General features: G+C 68.5%; 9 protein-coding genes and 2 pseudogenes. 6 read left to right on the top strand and 5 right to left on the bottom strand.

Annotation, left to right across the window (positions count from 1 at the left end):
• Positions 1-288: 288 nt before the first annotated feature.
• A pseudogene (locus ACLJT4_RS41515) lies at positions 289-429 on the bottom strand (flavin reductase family protein); the annotation flags it as partial.
• Positions 430-718: 289 nt separating this feature from the next.
• Between ACLJT4_RS41515 and ACLJT4_RS41520 the strand changes: the two are divergent.
• Positions 719-1,045 (top strand): GNAT family N-acetyltransferase, encoded by a 327-nt coding sequence (locus tag ACLJT4_RS41520; RefSeq protein ID WP_411130326.1) that lies wholly within the window; start codon positions 719-721, stop codon positions 1,043-1,045.
• 141 nt (positions 1,046-1,186) lie between these two features.
• Here ACLJT4_RS41520 and ACLJT4_RS41525 read toward each other — a convergent pair whose 3' ends face one another.
• Positions 1,187-2,479: a PAS domain-containing protein gene (locus ACLJT4_RS41525; protein ID WP_411130314.1), complete on the bottom strand. Its 1,293-nt coding sequence runs from the start codon at positions 2,477-2,479 to the stop codon at positions 1,187-1,189.
• A 419-nt stretch (positions 2,480-2,898) separates the two neighbouring features.
• Here ACLJT4_RS41525 and ACLJT4_RS41530 point away from each other — a divergent pair, with 419 nt between their 5' ends.
• The 3 genes from ACLJT4_RS41530 to ACLJT4_RS41540 are packed head-to-tail and all read left to right on the top strand — an operon-like array spanning position 2,899 to position 7,831.
• Positions 2,899-4,371 carry an acetyl-CoA carboxylase biotin carboxylase subunit family protein gene (locus ACLJT4_RS41530; protein ID WP_411130316.1) on the top strand — a complete coding sequence of 491 codons (1,473 nt, stop codon included), beginning with the start codon at positions 2,899-2,901 and terminating at the stop codon, positions 4,369-4,371.
• On the top strand, positions 4,368-6,380 hold the full coding sequence (locus ACLJT4_RS41535; protein ID WP_411130318.1) for a PEP/pyruvate-binding domain-containing protein: 2,013 nt from the start codon (positions 4,368-4,370) through the stop codon (positions 6,378-6,380). The genes ACLJT4_RS41530 and ACLJT4_RS41535 overlap by 4 nt, the downstream gene beginning before the upstream one ends.
• Complete coding sequence (locus tag ACLJT4_RS41540; RefSeq protein WP_411130319.1) at positions 6,377-7,831, top strand: MFS transporter; 1,455 nt, start codon at positions 6,377-6,379, stop codon at positions 7,829-7,831. The genes ACLJT4_RS41535 and ACLJT4_RS41540 overlap by 4 nt, the downstream gene beginning before the upstream one ends.
• A gap of 77 nt (positions 7,832-7,908) precedes the next feature.
• Here ACLJT4_RS41540 and ACLJT4_RS41545 read toward each other — a convergent pair whose 3' ends face one another.
• Complete coding sequence (locus ACLJT4_RS41545) at positions 7,909-8,553, bottom strand: hypothetical protein (RefSeq protein WP_411130320.1); 645 nt, start codon at positions 8,551-8,553, stop codon at positions 7,909-7,911.
• Between the two features lie 647 nt (positions 8,554-9,200).
• The gene (locus tag ACLJT4_RS41550) at positions 9,201-11,144 is read right to left on the bottom strand and encodes a P-loop ATPase, Sll1717 family (RefSeq protein ID WP_411130321.1); all 1,944 of its coding nucleotides are present in this window, start codon (positions 11,142-11,144) and stop codon (positions 9,201-9,203) included.
• 138 nt (positions 11,145-11,282) lie between these two features.
• Between ACLJT4_RS41550 and ACLJT4_RS41555 the strand changes: the two genes are divergently transcribed.
• Both ACLJT4_RS41555 and ACLJT4_RS41560 read left to right on the top strand, forming a co-directional pair.
• Complete coding sequence (locus tag ACLJT4_RS41555) at positions 11,283-13,100, top strand: hypothetical protein (RefSeq protein WP_411130322.1); 1,818 nt, start codon at positions 11,283-11,285, stop codon at positions 13,098-13,100.
• The gene (locus tag ACLJT4_RS41560; protein ID WP_411130324.1) at positions 13,097-14,284 is read left to right on the top strand and encodes a serine/threonine-protein kinase; all 1,188 of its coding nucleotides are present in this window, start codon (positions 13,097-13,099) and stop codon (positions 14,282-14,284) included. Before ACLJT4_RS41555 ends, ACLJT4_RS41560 begins: the two co-directional genes overlap by 4 nt.
• 337 nt (positions 14,285-14,621) lie before the next feature.
• On the opposite strand, the pseudogene ACLJT4_RS41565 reads toward ACLJT4_RS41560, so the two are convergent.
• Positions 14,622-15,391: pseudogene (locus tag ACLJT4_RS41565) on the bottom strand (transposase).
• Between the last annotated feature and the right edge of the window lie 172 nt (positions 15,392-15,563).

Raw genomic sequence — 15,563 nt, forward strand, 5'->3', positions numbered from 1 at the left:
AACCGTTCTTACGCGCCGCCTTCCCCAGCAGGCCACGGACGTAATCCCGCATCCGCCACCGCAGATCCGCCCGAGCGAACCGGCCCGCTACCCGCGCGAACACCGACTCCAACTCCGCAGCCCAGCAATCAACCTCAAGAATCCCCTCCACACCAGAACAACGACCAACACCAGCTCAAGACACGAACCGCTGCTGGAGTGAACAGGCACCAGCCCCCAGCACTGCTCCCCCTTGCCCAAACTTGCTGGCCTGGGCTAACGTCCGCCGGACCGATACCGCTTTCCTCAGAACCTCGCAGGGGCCAGATTGGCCGTGCCGTCAGGGGACATGGTCGACACCCAGGCGATCGGCCGGGGCACGACCGTCGCGGTCAACAGCTTGTAGAAGTCGTTCGGAGCCATCTCTGCAGGATCGAAGTCAACGCGCATGATGATCAGTATCCCTCCGCACGGCCGCGGATTCCACGGAGGATCCGCGGCATCGCCCGACCGCGGGGTTCGTCGGAAAGTGCCCGGTGTCGGAGCCACCGAGCACCAGGAGCTGATTCTGGGCCACCAGCGATGTCATCGACGGCCGCAGCACGCTGCGGCTCACCATCACCAACCCTGGGTCAGGCGCTCAAGACGACACCTGGGAACTGCCCTTGACCCTCTCGTCCCACGGTGGTGAACAGGTCGAGGTCTCGCCCCAGACCGCCGACCAACGCGCCCCAACGCGATCCGCAACGCGCAGTCGTCCCCGCGGACGGAGTTCTACCTGCCCGTCACCAAGCAGGACGGCGACCGCGCGATCGGCTTCATCCGCCTTGTGCACACCGGGTCTCAGGGCGAGGACATCGGTTGCGCCATCGCCGCGGACGAATGGGGACACGGCTACAGCACCGACGCCCATCGCGTGATTCTCGACTTCGCCTTCCACGAGCTCGGGGTACAGCGCGTCGCCGGATGGATCCCCCGGGACAACGAACAGAGGATCAAAGCACTCGAAGAGCACGGCGCGCTCGGCAGGCTGGGCTTCGCCACGGACGAAATACGCCACATGTGAAGGTGCTGGTGGCGACGCATCCCCATCCGGCGGTGCAGGCGGTCTGGCGGCAGGGACTCGCCGGGCGGGAGAACATTTTGGTGACAGGACCGCTGCCGTATCCGGTGTTCGCCAGGTTGCTGTCCATCGCCCGCCTGGTCATCACCGAGGTGAGCCGAGCAGGTCGCGGGTCGCGGGCGGGCGCGGCGGCCAGGCGCGGGGGGCGAGGATGCCGAGGACGTAGGCACGGGCGACGAGGGCGGGCCTGGTCTCGGCGTCAAGCATGTCCCGGAGCCGGCTGAGGTGGTAGTCGACCGCCTGCCGGGAGAGCTTCAGCGAGGTGGCGATCTCGCCGTTGGTGCTGCCGCCGGCGAGGAGGGACAGTATGCGGATCTGCGCGGCGGTGAGCGGCGAGTGGGCCTCGTGGGCGATGCTCTGGTCGGTGACGACGGCCCACACGTTCGCGACACGGCCGACGGGCCCGCTCACCGTGGACAGGTGGAGCTGCGCGCGGCGTTGGCGCCCCTCGGTGTCCAGGAGGACGGCGGGGGTCTCCGCCCGCCTGATGCGGCGGGTGATCAGCCCCTCCCAGGCGCGACGCAGGGGGCGGAGGTCGGGCGTGGCGGCGAGCAGGGTGTGCGCACGGCGGCCGACGAGGTCGGACAGGCGTGTCCGAAACAGTTCGGCGGCGGCGGTACCCGCCTGTTCGATACGGCCGTCGACCGAGAGCAGCGCGCAGGGCAGACCGCTGTAATCCCGCAGTGCGCGCAGATTCTCCTCGGCCTCCTGGCGCTGGCTCGTCGCGCGGACGTGGTCGGTGATGTCGACGTAGATCCCGGCCACACAGGTCCGGCCGTTCTCCTGGACCGGGAAGCGGTGGCCGGCCGCCTGCCCTGTGCTGCCGTCCGAACGGTGATAGCGCAGGTGGTGGCGGACCGGCTTGCCGCGGCTGAGGATCTCCTGGTCCAGGGCCCGGAACTGGGCGGCGTCGGAGGGGGTGTCGAGGTCCTCGATACGACTGCCGACGACCCGCTCCGGTGTGGTGTCGTAAAGGTGCGCGTAGGCGTGATTGGCCCATAAGTAGCGGCCGTCGCGGTCGCGGAGGAAGGCCGCGGCCGGCGCGAAGTCGGCGAAGTCCGCGAAAGCGGCGTACGGCCGGCCAGCCGCGGGCTGCGCACCGGCCTCCATCGCGAACCCGCGCGTCCAGCCCCGGCTCCCGTCCTGGGGCCATCTCACGTGGAAGGTCCGGCCGTCGAACTGGACCAGGGGGTGGCCGTCTTGGAGGGCCTCTCCCGGAGCGGACAGCTCTTGGCGCGCGCGGTCCAGGAAGCGCTGCGCGGTGGGCAGGTCGGCGAAGGCCCCGCCGCCCCGCTCCTTGACGCGCCCCTGCTCGTCGGCCTCCCACCAGGACACGGGGAGGTGCTCCAGCAGCGCTCTGAGACCGGGATCGTCCACGGCGGCCTTTCCGTCCAAGTTCACACCGGGCGGCGGGAAGTGACGTAGCGATGCCTATCCCGTGCGGAGCCCGGCCATGCTCGGTTATCGGCCGACTGCGACACGTGAGCGCGTCGCCGGGGCAGCTTGCCATAGGTGATCCACAACCTTCGTCCGCACTCCAACGTTGTCCACGACTTTGGCATTTGCCTGATTGGCGCCCGCCTCCGGTGGCACTTCCGGCACCCGCCTTCTGATTCCCTTGTGTGTGCCACCGGTTACCCGCCGCGTTCTACGCGGGTTGCGTCACCGTGTCCGGTCACGGTCGACGGACGACGCCAGGCCGGGCAGCGGGACCGGGCCACGGCCCGACGCCCCCGACGGACGCCCGGCGCCCCGGGCGGACGAGCGAACAGACAAGTGATGGGAGACGAACTTCAGTGAGCACGGTGCTGTTGGTGCACGCCAAGGGCGGTCCGCCGCTCGGCCATGTCCTGTCCCGGGCAGCCGCGCGAGCGGACGTGCACCTGCTGGCGCTCAGCGCGCTTCCGCCGTCGGTCGCCGCGTCCGCGGAGCGTCTGTGCGCCTCGGTCGTGCCGCTCACCGACGCGGAGCGGTCCGACCTGGTCTCGTTGATCGTCGCGCGAGCCGGAGCCGTCGGCGCGGACGCGGTTCTCACCTTCTCCGAGTACGCGGTCGTGGCCGTCGCGGAGGCGTGTGCGGCGCTCGGTCTCGCCGGGGCGGGAGACGCCGCCGCGCTCGCCCGCGACAAGCGGATGATGCGACACACCTGGCGTCGGCACGGCCTGCCGCAGCCCGCGTTCCGCCCCGTCGCCACACAGGCGGACCTCCACGAGGCCGTCGCCACCCTGACCGCTCCCCTGCTGCTGAAGGCCGCCTGGAGCGCCGGTTCCACGGCCCATCAGATCATCGGCTCCCCACAGGAGGCCGACACCGCCTGGCGGCGCTCGCGCGAGACCATGGCCCTGTCCGCCCGGCTGGGCTTCGCCGAACTCTATGTGGCCGAGGCAGCGGGACACTTCGTGGTCGAGGAGATCGTGACCGGCGACACCGCGGGCTGGTTCGACGAGCCCGGCTGGGGCGACTACGTCAGCGTCGAGGGCGTGGTGACCGGCGGCGTCTTCCGGCCGGTCTGCGTCAGCGGTCGGATGCCGACGGTGCAGCCGTTCACCGAGCGCGCCGGCATCACCCCCGCGCTGCTTCCCACCGACCTCCAGGATCGCGTCGTGGCCCTCGCCCGGGGGGCCGTGGACGCCCTCGGCCTGCGCGACTGCGGCACCCACACCGAGATCAAGCTCGGTGCCGACGGGCGCATGTGGCTGATCGAGACGGCCGCCCGGTTCGGCGGCGCGATGACCGTCCCGCAGATCGAGGAGGTGTTCGGACTCGACGTCGTCGGCATGCTCGTGGACCACCTTCTGGGCCGTCCGGTCGCCTGGCCCGAGCGGGCCCTCGGCCCGGAGCAGGCACGGGGCGCCGCGGGTTCCCTCGTCGTCCTCGCGGTGGACGGCCGCGGCGCGGCCTGGCGGGACCGCAGGCTGTGGGACTTCCCCGTGGTGAAGGAGGCCGTCGCGCTGAGCGAGGGCAGCACGCTCTCGGTGGTACCGGAGAGTTCCCTGCCCGACGGCAGCACCGTGCCGGTCTACGACCCCGCCGGCGGTGCCAACACGATGGCGGCCCTGTGCCTGCTCTCCGCCGCCGACGCGCGCACCGTGCTGCGCGACTTCACCGCTCTGGTGGACGCGCTGCCCGACGTGCTGCCGCCCGCCGTACCCGCCGCGCCGCGGTCCGAGTCTCCGGCCGCCCGGCCCCCGTTCATGGCCACACCGTCAGCGTCCCCCGCCCGCCCGAGCGTCCGGCCGGCCGTACCGTCCGAGGGAGTCTCCGTATGACCACCACTCGGCTCCCCGTCAGCGTCGCGGATCCCGCGACCGACCGCACGGTCATCGGTGAGAACCTCTCACTGCCGCTGTTCCGTACGCTGTCCGGGGTCCTGGCAGGCCATCCGTACCTCAAGGTCGTCGTCGACCGTGCCGAGGCCACCTGGCACCTGCTCGACACGGCCGCCCACCCCTTCCACGTGAACTACATCGCCACCCGTGTCCTCGGCATGGACCTCTCCGAACTCGATGCCCAACTGGACGAGTTCAACGCATCCGTCTACATGGCCCCAGAGCGCCGCTTCCTGCTCGGGGTGCTGTCCCTGCACACCGACGAGGACCGGGAGGGCCGCGAGCGCACCTTCCTCGTGCTGGAGACGACCGAGGCCGACACCATGCACGGGGAGCTGCTGGAGTTCTTCTACGCCTTCGTCCGGGAGCGCGTCGACGGCAGGCTGCCGCTCCTGCTCAAGCCCGCCAATCACGGTCAGGAGGAGGCACTGGCCTCGGTCAGTGAGCAGCGGGTGCCGCGCGTCCTCAGTCACGAACTCTTCGGTGCCCGGGTCCGTACGCCGCTCAACGTCGGGGAAGCCACAGGGCGACTGCACTGCTTCCGGGACGTGGCGGAGTACGAGGCGGCCGCCGACGGGCTCGGCTGGCCGGACATCGTCGCCATGCCCTGCCTGCCGGACGACGTGCGGCGCGTGGCCGGATTCATCAACACCACGCCCATCACCCCCCTGTCCCACACCAACGTCCTCGCCTCCGGTTGGGGCATCCCCAACGCGATCGTCCGCGACCTGGAACAGCTCGTCGAGAAGGACGGTTTGAACGGCGCCTGGGTCCGCTACCGGGTCCGCGAGGACGAGATCACCCTGGAGCGGCTGGAACAGACTCCCGAGCTGCGGGCCCCGGCCTGGCACCAGCAGCGCATCCGCCTGGAACCACCGCTCCTGGAGGACGCACCCGTACTCTCCCTGCACCGGCTGCGCAGCGCCGACCGGGACCGCTACGGCACCAAGGCGGCCAACCTCGGAGAGCTGCACCACGTACTCGACAGCCGCACGGCCGACCTCACCGCGTTCTACGGCCGCCCCCGCCCGCCCCGTAAGAACCTGTACGGACACCTCGCGGCCCGGCTCGGCCTGGAAGCGCCCTGCGTCACCGAACTCCGCGCGGCCGCGGCCTCCTTCGTGGCCGGCACCGTCGAGGCCCCCGAGGGTGTGGCCCTGCCGTTCTCCCTCCTACACCGCTTCCTCACCTCCTCCCCCGGGCTCCAGCAGGGCATCGGCAAGCTGAAGATGGCGCTGGAACTCGACGCCACCGGCGTCCTCGACTCGCTCTGCCTGCAGATCCAGCAGCTGATCCGGCACACCGCGATGCCCGACGCCGTCGCCGGGGAGATCACCCGGTCCTTCCCCGCCCCGCTCGCCGCGGGCGGCCGTCTTGTGGTGCGCTCCTCCTCCAACGCCGAGGACCTGCCGGGCTTCTCCGCGGCAGGGGTCTACGACTCCGTCACCACGGTCCGCGGCACCGGCGAACTCCTCGACGCCGTGCGGCAGGTGTGGGCCTCCCTGCTCTCGCCGCGCAGTGTGCGGCTGCGCCACCAGGTGGGCATATCCCTGGACGACACCTACATGGGCGTGATCATCCAGGAGTACGTCCCCGCCGCGCTCGGCGGCGTCCTGGTGACCTGCGACCCCACCCGGCGCCAGGACTTCCGCAACGTCTACCTCAACTGTTCGCCGGGCTCGCCCGAACAGGTCGTCGAGGGAGAGGTGCTGCCGCAGCAGTACCTCTACAACACCGTTGAGGGCGGCGGGCGCACCGTAGCCCTCGGTTCCTGGAGCGAGGGCCTGCCCGCCGCCACACGGGCCCGGCTCGCCGACCTGTCCCTGACCGGCCGGCTGCTGCAGTCCCACTTCAGCGCCCCCGAGGTGGACGACCCCCTGGACATCGAGTGGCTACTGACCGACCAGGGCGACGTCCGCCTGGTCCAGATCCGCCCCTACGCGCTGTGAGCCCCCGCCTCCCGCACTCCGCGGCGCGGCCCGCGGCCACGCCCCTGACCGGCACCGCCCGGCGTATCATCCGCCTCAACTACGGCTTCCAGCTGCTGTTCAACCTGCTGTGGTGGATGCCGGTGTTCTACGCGTACCAGAAGGACGCCGGCCTCTCCGACGGGCAGATCTTCGGTATCCAGAGCATCTACTACGTCGCCTTCTGCCTCTTCGAGATCCCGACCGGGCTGATCGCCGACCGGATCGGTACCCGCAACTGCCTGCGGGCCGGCGCCGTCGTGATGACGGCCGCGAATCTCGCCCCGGTGGTCAGTTCCTCGTACTCCGGTTTCCTCGTCCACTTCCTCGCCATCGCCGCCGGCCGCTCCCTCGCCTCGGGCGCGGCCAGCGCCTACCTTTACGACGGGCTGCGCGCCGAGCGGTGCGCGGAGCACTACCTCAAGGCGGAGGGGACCGCCCGGGCACTCGGACTCGCCGCGAAGATCCTTTGCTGGCCTCTGGTCGGGCCGCTGATGGTCCTCGTCCACCCGGCCCCGTACCTCCTGAGCGCCCTGAGCGCGGCGGGTTCCCTGATCTGCGTCATCGCCCTGCCCCGAGCTGCGACGCCCGCCAAGATTCGCGCTACGACCTCGCCGGGCCGGACCGGAAGGCCCCGGGCGCCACGAGGCGGGCGCGGTACCTCGCTGGGCGACGCGAAGGCAGCGCTGCGCTGTGTCGTCTCCTCGCCGTGGCTGGCGCTGGTCATGGTCCAGGGCGTGGCCGTGTTCACCCTGTCCAGGATCTGCCAGGTCAACCTCTTCCAGCCGATCCTGCTCGACCACGGCATCGGCGAGTCCGCGCACGGCGGGGTACTCGCCGCCATGACGGTGGCGGAGGCCGTGGGCTCGGCACGCCCCCAGTGGCTGGGCCGCCGCCTGACACCGGTGGCCTGGGTCTCCGTCCTCAGCCTCGTCCTCGCGGGCACCCTGGCGGGCATCACCCTCGGCGGGCCCTGGGCGGTCGTCGCTCTCCTCTGCGTGTTCGCCGCCGCGGCCGGCTTCGCCTATCCCATCCAGCGCAGGCTGGTCAACGATGCCGTGCCTGCCGGCGCCCCACGGGCGACGCTGCTGTCGGTCGAGTCGATCGTGGACCGCGCGGTGTGCGCGCTGGCGGCCGTCGCCGTGGGCGCCTACCTCTCCGCAGGCCACCTGGACGCTCTCCTCTGGCACAGCGCCCTGGCGACCGCGGTGCTGCTCGGCGCCTTCCAACTGGTCCTGCGGAGCATGAGGACGCGGCGCGGTGCGGATGGGATGACGGAGGCGGTTGCGGCCCTAGAGGCGGTGGAGCGGCCGGATTCTGAAGCGGTGGAGCGGCCGGATTCTGAAGCGACGGAGGAGCCGGGCTCCCGGCGACGGCATCCGGAAGGCGCGGCGTCCGGCGCGCCGGACGCACATCCCAAAACCGCCGTGTAGGACGGGCGCACGCCCGCGCCCACCTCGGGGCGCGGGCGTGCGGGCGTACGTACTGGCGCAGGTGCACACGCAACTGTTCAGGCGCGCCGGCGGGAGCCGTACGCCAGGCACTCGATCACACGGACCGGGAGGTAGGCGGGACGGAAGGGCCGTCCGACCCGATAGGCCACGTAGCCGAGCGAAGCCGCCACGTACGTCTCCTTGGCGGTCTCCCCCTCGTAGACGAGGCGACAGCCGTGCGCCGCGGCCTCGGCACGCTTCCAGAGGACAGGCGCCGGCTTACGCTCCGCCTCGGTGCGGGGAGTGAGAATCCGGTCGCCGAAGTCCTCCCAGGCGAACGGGACGGGTCCCTTCCATGCGCCGTCGACCTCCTTCTTCAGGGCGGCAGCGCGCTCGGCGTCCGTCTTGCCCCACGAGGACGGCACGTTGGTGATCAGCCCGACCTTGATGTGCCGCTCCCGCAACGTGCGCAGGTACGCGGCTGCACCCGGCAGGTAGCTGATGCTGGAGTCCGCGGCCGTGTGCACCAGAGTCTCGCCCAGATCGAAGTAGACGATGGCACAGCCGCGCGCCGAAGGTGTCCGCACCCCGACCGGAACGCCGTGCGACACGTCCGCCGGCACGGCTGCACTCGCCGCGGTACCCAGCATGACCGACGCCACCGCAGCGGCCGGCAACACGAGACCGATACGGAAGAAGCCACGGAAGGAAGTTCTCTGCATGGCGTTCGGCGCCTCTCTCTTCGACGCGCCACACAGACGCGCCCCACGTCAGGTGCGTGACCAACAACGCACGACGCATCCCTACGGCCCCTCACACCCCAGGAAGAGCCCCTCTCCCCCGTCATCGCTGCTTCCCGCCATACCCCTGAACCGCACACGCCACTCGCCGACACACCACCGAGCACGTCGGCCGCCTCCTCACGGGAGGCGGCCACACTCAGGGCGGCCTCGGGTCAGCCCAGGAAGCTGAGCCGCACCTGAGGGCTGGGATCGTCGCCGTTGGTGTCCGCCAACCTCCGTTAAGACAACCCATAGGATAGGTGTGCTGACCGGCAGGCAATGCAGTAGCCACCTGCACCAGTGAGGTGCAGCCAGAGCAAGCGCCCGCGACCACGGCCGTCGTCGGGCCAGCGGTGGTCGTCAGCCTCCGACCAGACCGCACACCGTCAGTTAACGCAGATGCGCTACCCAGCGCCTTCGTTTGACAGGGCAGCGGTCGACCGCGCTTGGTCGGGCACGTGAGCCTCGTTGAGTGGTACGCGTGCCGGGTAGACAGTGGCTCTGACCCCGATGTTCGTCAGTGCGCGGCGGGGAGTGGTGAGAGCACACCAGACCAGCCTATTTGACCGCAAACCAGAGCCGCCTCGTCAGCCGGAGGAATCCGAACCGCCTCCAGCGCCAACCGCTCCTCCGAGTGCCCTCCTCAGCGCCCGCGCCTCGTCGGCGAGGCGACGGGCGAGAGGCTCATCGCGGAGTCCGCTTTCGTTCAAACAGGCATGGGACACGGCGAGTCGCTCGGTGACGACGCCGATCAAGTCTTCCACCATGCCGGAGGTCAAGCCCGAGCCTGGGAGAGGCAAGGCATCGATCTCCCTGTTGAGGAGATCGATGCCTTGCTGTACCTCGGAGTGGGCGGCGGGCGGCAGGCTCGACCGTTCAAGTTGCCGCTGCAGGCGCGACAGCGCTGATGTTGTCTCCTCCAGCAGTCGCACATGGCGGTCCGCCTGGAACCCGGCATCCGTCGTGACGACATTCCGCAAAAACGCGGCGTGATTCAACGCCCCTGCCATCGTCCCCTGATTGCCGATGCCCACATACACCCTGCCGTCTGCAGCGCCCTTCGGCGTCCGGCATCCGAGCGCCGGCCGAAAGCACGGATGGACACGCAGGTTTTCCTCGTACGGCTGGACAGGCCACTGGGAGTCACCGGCGTACACCACGCCATCACCACGGCTTACGCCTAGGAAGCCGATGCCGTATAGGGCGTCAATGACCGAGGTGGCCGTCAACTGATCGGTGTACGCAGAGTATCTGTCGTGAAGGGCCTCCCGGATCGCGTCGAACCTCACGGTGAAGTCGTTTCGGTCCACGGCGTAGCCAGCGTTCTCGAACTGGGCGAACACCGGCCGCAGGAATGGAAATCCGACGTTGTACTCCTTGGCGAGGTCATCGAGCTTCCATCGGGAGAACTGCTCGGCGGCCTCCATGACGTCCTCTTCGTGGATCGTCGGGCGTCCCGAGCGGTCAGCTGCGTCCCTGCACAGCGTGAGGAACTGAATGATGTCGCGGGGTCGGGCAAGGGAGCGCCGCACGAGGTAGTCCGGGGTCCACTCGCCGGCGACCCGGGGCGGGAAGACACCGCCCCACAGCTCCTCGTCCGAAATTGGCCGTTCGAGCGACAGGCTGGCACGGGCTCGGGCCAAAGAACGTAGAGCAGACGGGCTCCAAGTGATTCGGACTTCGTCACTGCGGAACTTGTCCCCGTCCGCGAAGTTCAGCGCATCATAGATGTCGGCCCGCACGAAGAGCACGCAGCGCACCGCGTGCCTATATGCCGCGGCAGCATGCTTGGCGCCGAGCAGAAGACCGGTGACCAGCGCGTGGCTGTCCGAGTCGCCCTGCCACACCTGCTCCAGCTGGTCTACGAGGATCAGTAGGGGTTTCTCCCCCGCCGCGACACAACCGAGGTCTTCGAAGGCAGCCCGCACGCCCGCCTCGAGCGCATCGAGCTGCCGTGTGGCCCGCGCACCCTCGGAACCTGTGCCGGGTTCACCCCCGGCGCTGACACTCGCCTCGAGGCCGAACATCTTGACCGACAGGGTCGCCGACTGCAGCAGGCGCGTGCCGCGCCGCAGACGGTCGGTGAGCCGTCCGTCGCCGCTCTCATCGTTGACCTGGAGAAAGTCTTTGAGGACGCGTACGGAGGCTGGAGCGCGCCACTTCTTATGGGTTTCGGCATGTTCAGTGACGTACTGGGCCGCGTGCACGGCGAAGATGTAGCGCCAGATCAGGGACTTAGCGGTGTCGGCGGTTAGCCCTTGCAGTTCGAAGCGCCGGATCTCGTCACCTGCCGCGTCGTCCGGCGTGATGAGGGCAGTCCGTCCCGGATACCCGCCGCCCGCGAGATGGGCGCAGATGGCACTCTTGCCGGAACCCTTGCGCCCGACAACCAGCGACTTGCGCCCGGCCAGTACGGCCTCCGAGGCGTACGTGGACTGGAAGCCATCACGCAGCAGACCGTCGGCGAAATCAGACTCCGCGTCGTCACGCCCGAAGAAGAGCTTTTTCACTGGCTGGTACGGCTGCTCCACGAATCCCCCTGCGCGGTTGCTGCTGAACCGCTCAGATTAGCGGTTCGGGATCACCTGCACCGTTGCACACGGATAATGGTGCACCGGGTGCAGGTTCGAGTACGGGCGAGGTTCAGACCGGCAGCAGAACTCGGGGGCATGATGAGCGAAGGGTTCCAAGTTGATCCACTTGACAACGAGTTAGCGGAGGCTGTCCGTGCTCTCGTTGCAGGTCAAGAGCACCAGGACGAGATACTAGGAGTCGTCTCGAGGGGGATCTCCTCGCTCGACGCCACAGTCTCCTCAGCACAGTCGGAGATCGCCGCGCTTCAGGGTGACCTCGACGCGACGGTCGCTGAGTTGAGGAATGTGGCGCATTCCGTGCGGGTCGTAGACAACTCAATCAGCCAACTTCGTGAACAGTTCACCGAGTTCACGGAACGGTACGCCAAGGATCAGGTACGTGCCGCTGCCGAGGCCGAGCTGGCGCGGCTCACGCTCGATTGGCAGAGCCGCTTCGAGCAGCGTCGACGTACGCGTGCTCTCGCCCACAGTCTCGTTCACACGCTCACTCGAGACGCTGTGGAGCGCGGCGTCGTCGATGTTGCCGCTGTTGAGGCTTGCGCCGCGGAACGCCTGCTGATGGAGCCGTCCTACTGGCTCGCTCCGGCTGTAGTCGCGCTCGCAGCCCGCCATCGAGGTGAGGCACAGCGGGCTCGCCGCGCCGTGAGCCATGCTTACTCCCTCGACGCGGCCAAGTCCAACCTGTTCTTCGCGCTGACCTGTTCACGCCTGGGCGAGTTCAAGGAGGCCGCCCGTCGGATGGATCAGTACCTCCGTTCCATCGATTCCTACGCCCTGGATGAGGACTTCCAGATCGTGTTGGACGCGGTGGCTTGCCGAGAGCTCGGCGATGATGCACACGCCTATGCCCAACTCGCCATGAAGCGCTGGGCGGGCCAACTGGACCTAGCGAACGGCGACGGCGGACCCGACCCTGTGGCCGACCACTTGTGGGAGCTACGGAACCGTCTGCCGGCCGATGCGTTTCCTGAACTGGGTCAGCTGTGCGCAACGGAGTGGGACCGGTTCAGGCGGGGCTGGGAGCTAGCCAGCGTCCCCGTCGCCGCACTGGACTACCTACAAAGGCAGTTTCCTCCCGAACCGGCGGACTGGTCCGAGTCGGGCACATACGCAGAGGGAGCGCTGGGAGCCCTGATCGACCGGTACGACGAGGAGGAGCAGGCGCTGGATCACCGCATGGAGTACTTGCACCGTGTCATCGATCACGGTGGAGACGTGGATGCAGCCCGCCGTTCCGTCAATGCCGATGACGACGCACGCAAGCCCACTGACCTCCGCACCCTCTTGGTCAACGCCGTCTTCGCACCGAGATCCGTCCTTCTCGGCAACGAAGCCCGAAGGTTGGTCCTGCGTACTCTGTGGCCACGCGTGCTGGGCGCTGCAGAAGAGTGCGCAGATCGGGCCCGGCACCTGCTGCCCAGCGAACTCGCCATCGGAACGGACGAATGGAGTTCCGTCGTCCCCGCCGATCCGTCCACCAACGTGGACGCCGAGCCCCTCGTCGCTCAACTGGCCGGAGCCATAGAGGAACGCACGGGTCGGCGCGTGGATGCAGTGCGGCTGAATCGGACCCGACTGTGGGGAGCTGGGGTGCTGACTCTGATGGCCGGCGTTCTCGCCTTCATCATGGCGGCGGGGGTTACCCGCGTGATCTGCGCGTGTCTCAGCCTCGGATTCGCGGGGTGGGCCGCGTATGAATGGCGTCGGGTACCGGTCCGTAGACGGGAACTGCGAACAGAGGGGTCCGGACTGGCGCGGCGCCACGTTCGGACGCTCCGCCTTGGGTTGCGGCAGCGGGAGAAGTTCTTCGGCGTGTGGAATGACCATCTGCACGGGTCCGGCAGGTTGCGAGCATGGGGCACCGAGACCTGGCGAGAGGAGGAGTTGACGTGAGAGAACTGGCGCCCAGAGAGGATGGTTCCAGGTTCGTCGGAAATGGCCGATACGAGCTCATTGCCCACCTAGGCAGCGGTGGGATGGGGGACGTACTGGAAGCCCGGGATGTCCGCCTCGACCGCAGGGTGGCGCTCAAGTTCCTCGGCGCCGGGCGCTTCACGGGCGCAGCTCCGGGTGGCGCACGCTTCGCCCGGGCAAAGGAGATGTTCGTCCGCGAGGGCCACACGATGGCCCGGATCGATCACACGTACGTAGCCACGATCTACGACTGCGAGGTCGACGGCGACGACCCCTTCCTCGTCATGGAACACGTCGACGGTCGCCCTCTAGCGGAGTACCTGGGCAACGACCCCCTACTGCTGGAGCAGACCGTACGCTGGAGCAGACAGATCGCCGAGGGTCTCGCCGCCGCACACCGCGAGGGCGTGGTGCACCGTGACATCAAGCCCGCCAACATCCTCATCACCCACGACAACAGCGAGGTGCGCATCATCGACTTCGGGCTCGCCCGCTTCGCTGATGCCACTGAGTCGCACACTGACATCGGGACACCGCTGTACAGATCACCGGAGCGATGCCGGTTCGAATCGGGGGACGAGCGCAGTGACCTGTATTCCCTTGGCTGCGTGATGTACGAGATGGTGATCGGCTGGCCCCCGTTCGGCGATCGGCACTCGGACGCTGCGGCACTGGCCAAGGCTCACCAGCATCACCCCCCGGTCCGACCCGGCCAGCAAGTGCCGGATGTACCTGACGCCCTCGATGACCTGATCATGTCGCTACTGGCCAAGCATCCGGCCTACCGCCCTCGCAACGCGCGCGCGGTGATCCGGGCGATCCAGGAAGTAGAGCGATCCCTCGATGCAGTGGCAGCGACGCGACGACGGCTGTCGGGGCACGACACGACTCAGGTAGACGCTGGAATCACAGAGCGCATCAGGGACGCCCAGAAGCGCGTCCGCCGTCTGTCACTTCAGTTCGGGTCCGCCCACGCGGAGACTCTCGTGGCCCGCGGTGAACTCGCTGAACTGACCGGCGAGTCCGGCGACGAGCGCGGCGCGGTAGAGCTGTACGAACGGATAGGCCGCGATTGTCAGCGACGTTACGGACCCTACGACCGCAGGGCCCTGGACGCGTTTGAGAACATGACCCGCTGGACCGAGGGCGGGTTCGAGAGATGAGTGCCCAGCAGGTTGCGCATTCTGGGCGCATCACGGGCAGGACATCCCGCCCCAGCCCTTGTCCATTCGCAGCTCGGTCATGCTCAGCGCCTGATACTTGGCCATCGCTTTGCGGGCCCCAGCCCGAACAGGTTTCGCAAGCTGCCCCAAGTCGGTCCGAAATATGTGCGCGACAGCGAGCTGCTGCAGGGATAACTTTCCTAAGTTGAAAGCAGGTTGTCCGGGCCGGCGCCCGGATACCGCGCCGGCCACGGCCGATCTCGAAAGGAATTATGTTTCTCGAAGGGCTGTCCCGTAAATGATCTTTGACGTGCTGGACGACCTGCCCGTTTCTTCGTCAGCCAGCGAGGGTGAGATTGTGCAGGCGGGCGATGCCGAGCATGGCGTGGTGGACGCCGTCGCCCTTCAGGCGGCAGTCGCGGAGGATCTTCCAGCTCTTCATACGGGCGAAGGCGTGCTCGACACGGGCGCGGACTTTGCGGTGGGAGGCGTTGTGTTCCTCTTTCCAGGCGGGGAGTTCGGTCTGGCCGCGTTCGCGGCGGTGCGGGATGACCAGGCCGGTGCCGCGGTAGCCGCCGTCCGCGATCACCGTGGTGTTGCCGACGGCGCCCTTGGCGCCGGACAGCTCCCACGCCTTGCAGTCGTTGCCGTTGCCGGGCAGCGGCCGGCCGACCGCGACGACGAGCCGGGTGTCGGCATCGATGACGACCTGGTGGTTGGTCGAGTACCGGTAGTTCTTCGACTGCTCGGCGATGCTGTGGTCGCGGGTGGGCACCAGGGTGCCGTCCACGATCAGCACGGCGTCCTTGCGGAAACGCTTGCGCTGTTGGAGCGCGAGCGAGGGCCCGAGGCGGTCGATGATGCGGTCCGCTGCGGACTTGGAGACACCGAACAGCGGGGCGAGCTGCCGCAGAGTCAAGTTCGTCCGCCAGTACGCGGCGACCAGCAGGACGCGGTCCTCCAGCGGCAGCTCCAGGGTCGACCTTTACGAACCGGGTCCGCACCTTCACGCCGCAATGCGGTGATCAGCTTGCCGAACTGACGCGGGCTCAGCCCGGTGAACGGGGCTATCCAGGACGGCTCCGACGCCGTGATCACACCAGACACGGCAAGATCATCTCACCCGTGACCAGCAGTTACGGGACAGCCCTTAGGACTTGCAGAGAATCAACGTGTTGCTTCCGGTCCTGTGGCTCGTTGATGTGGTATGCGCGTCTCCGAGTCGATCCTTGACCAACTCGCTGTGAAGTTTGGGGTGTTGTTCCCACATCTCGACGAG

It is taken from the genome of Streptomyces sp. x-19 (assembly GCF_046549115.1).
Classification (GTDB): Bacteria; Actinomycetota; Actinomycetes; order Streptomycetales; family Streptomycetaceae; genus Streptomyces; species Streptomyces albulus_C.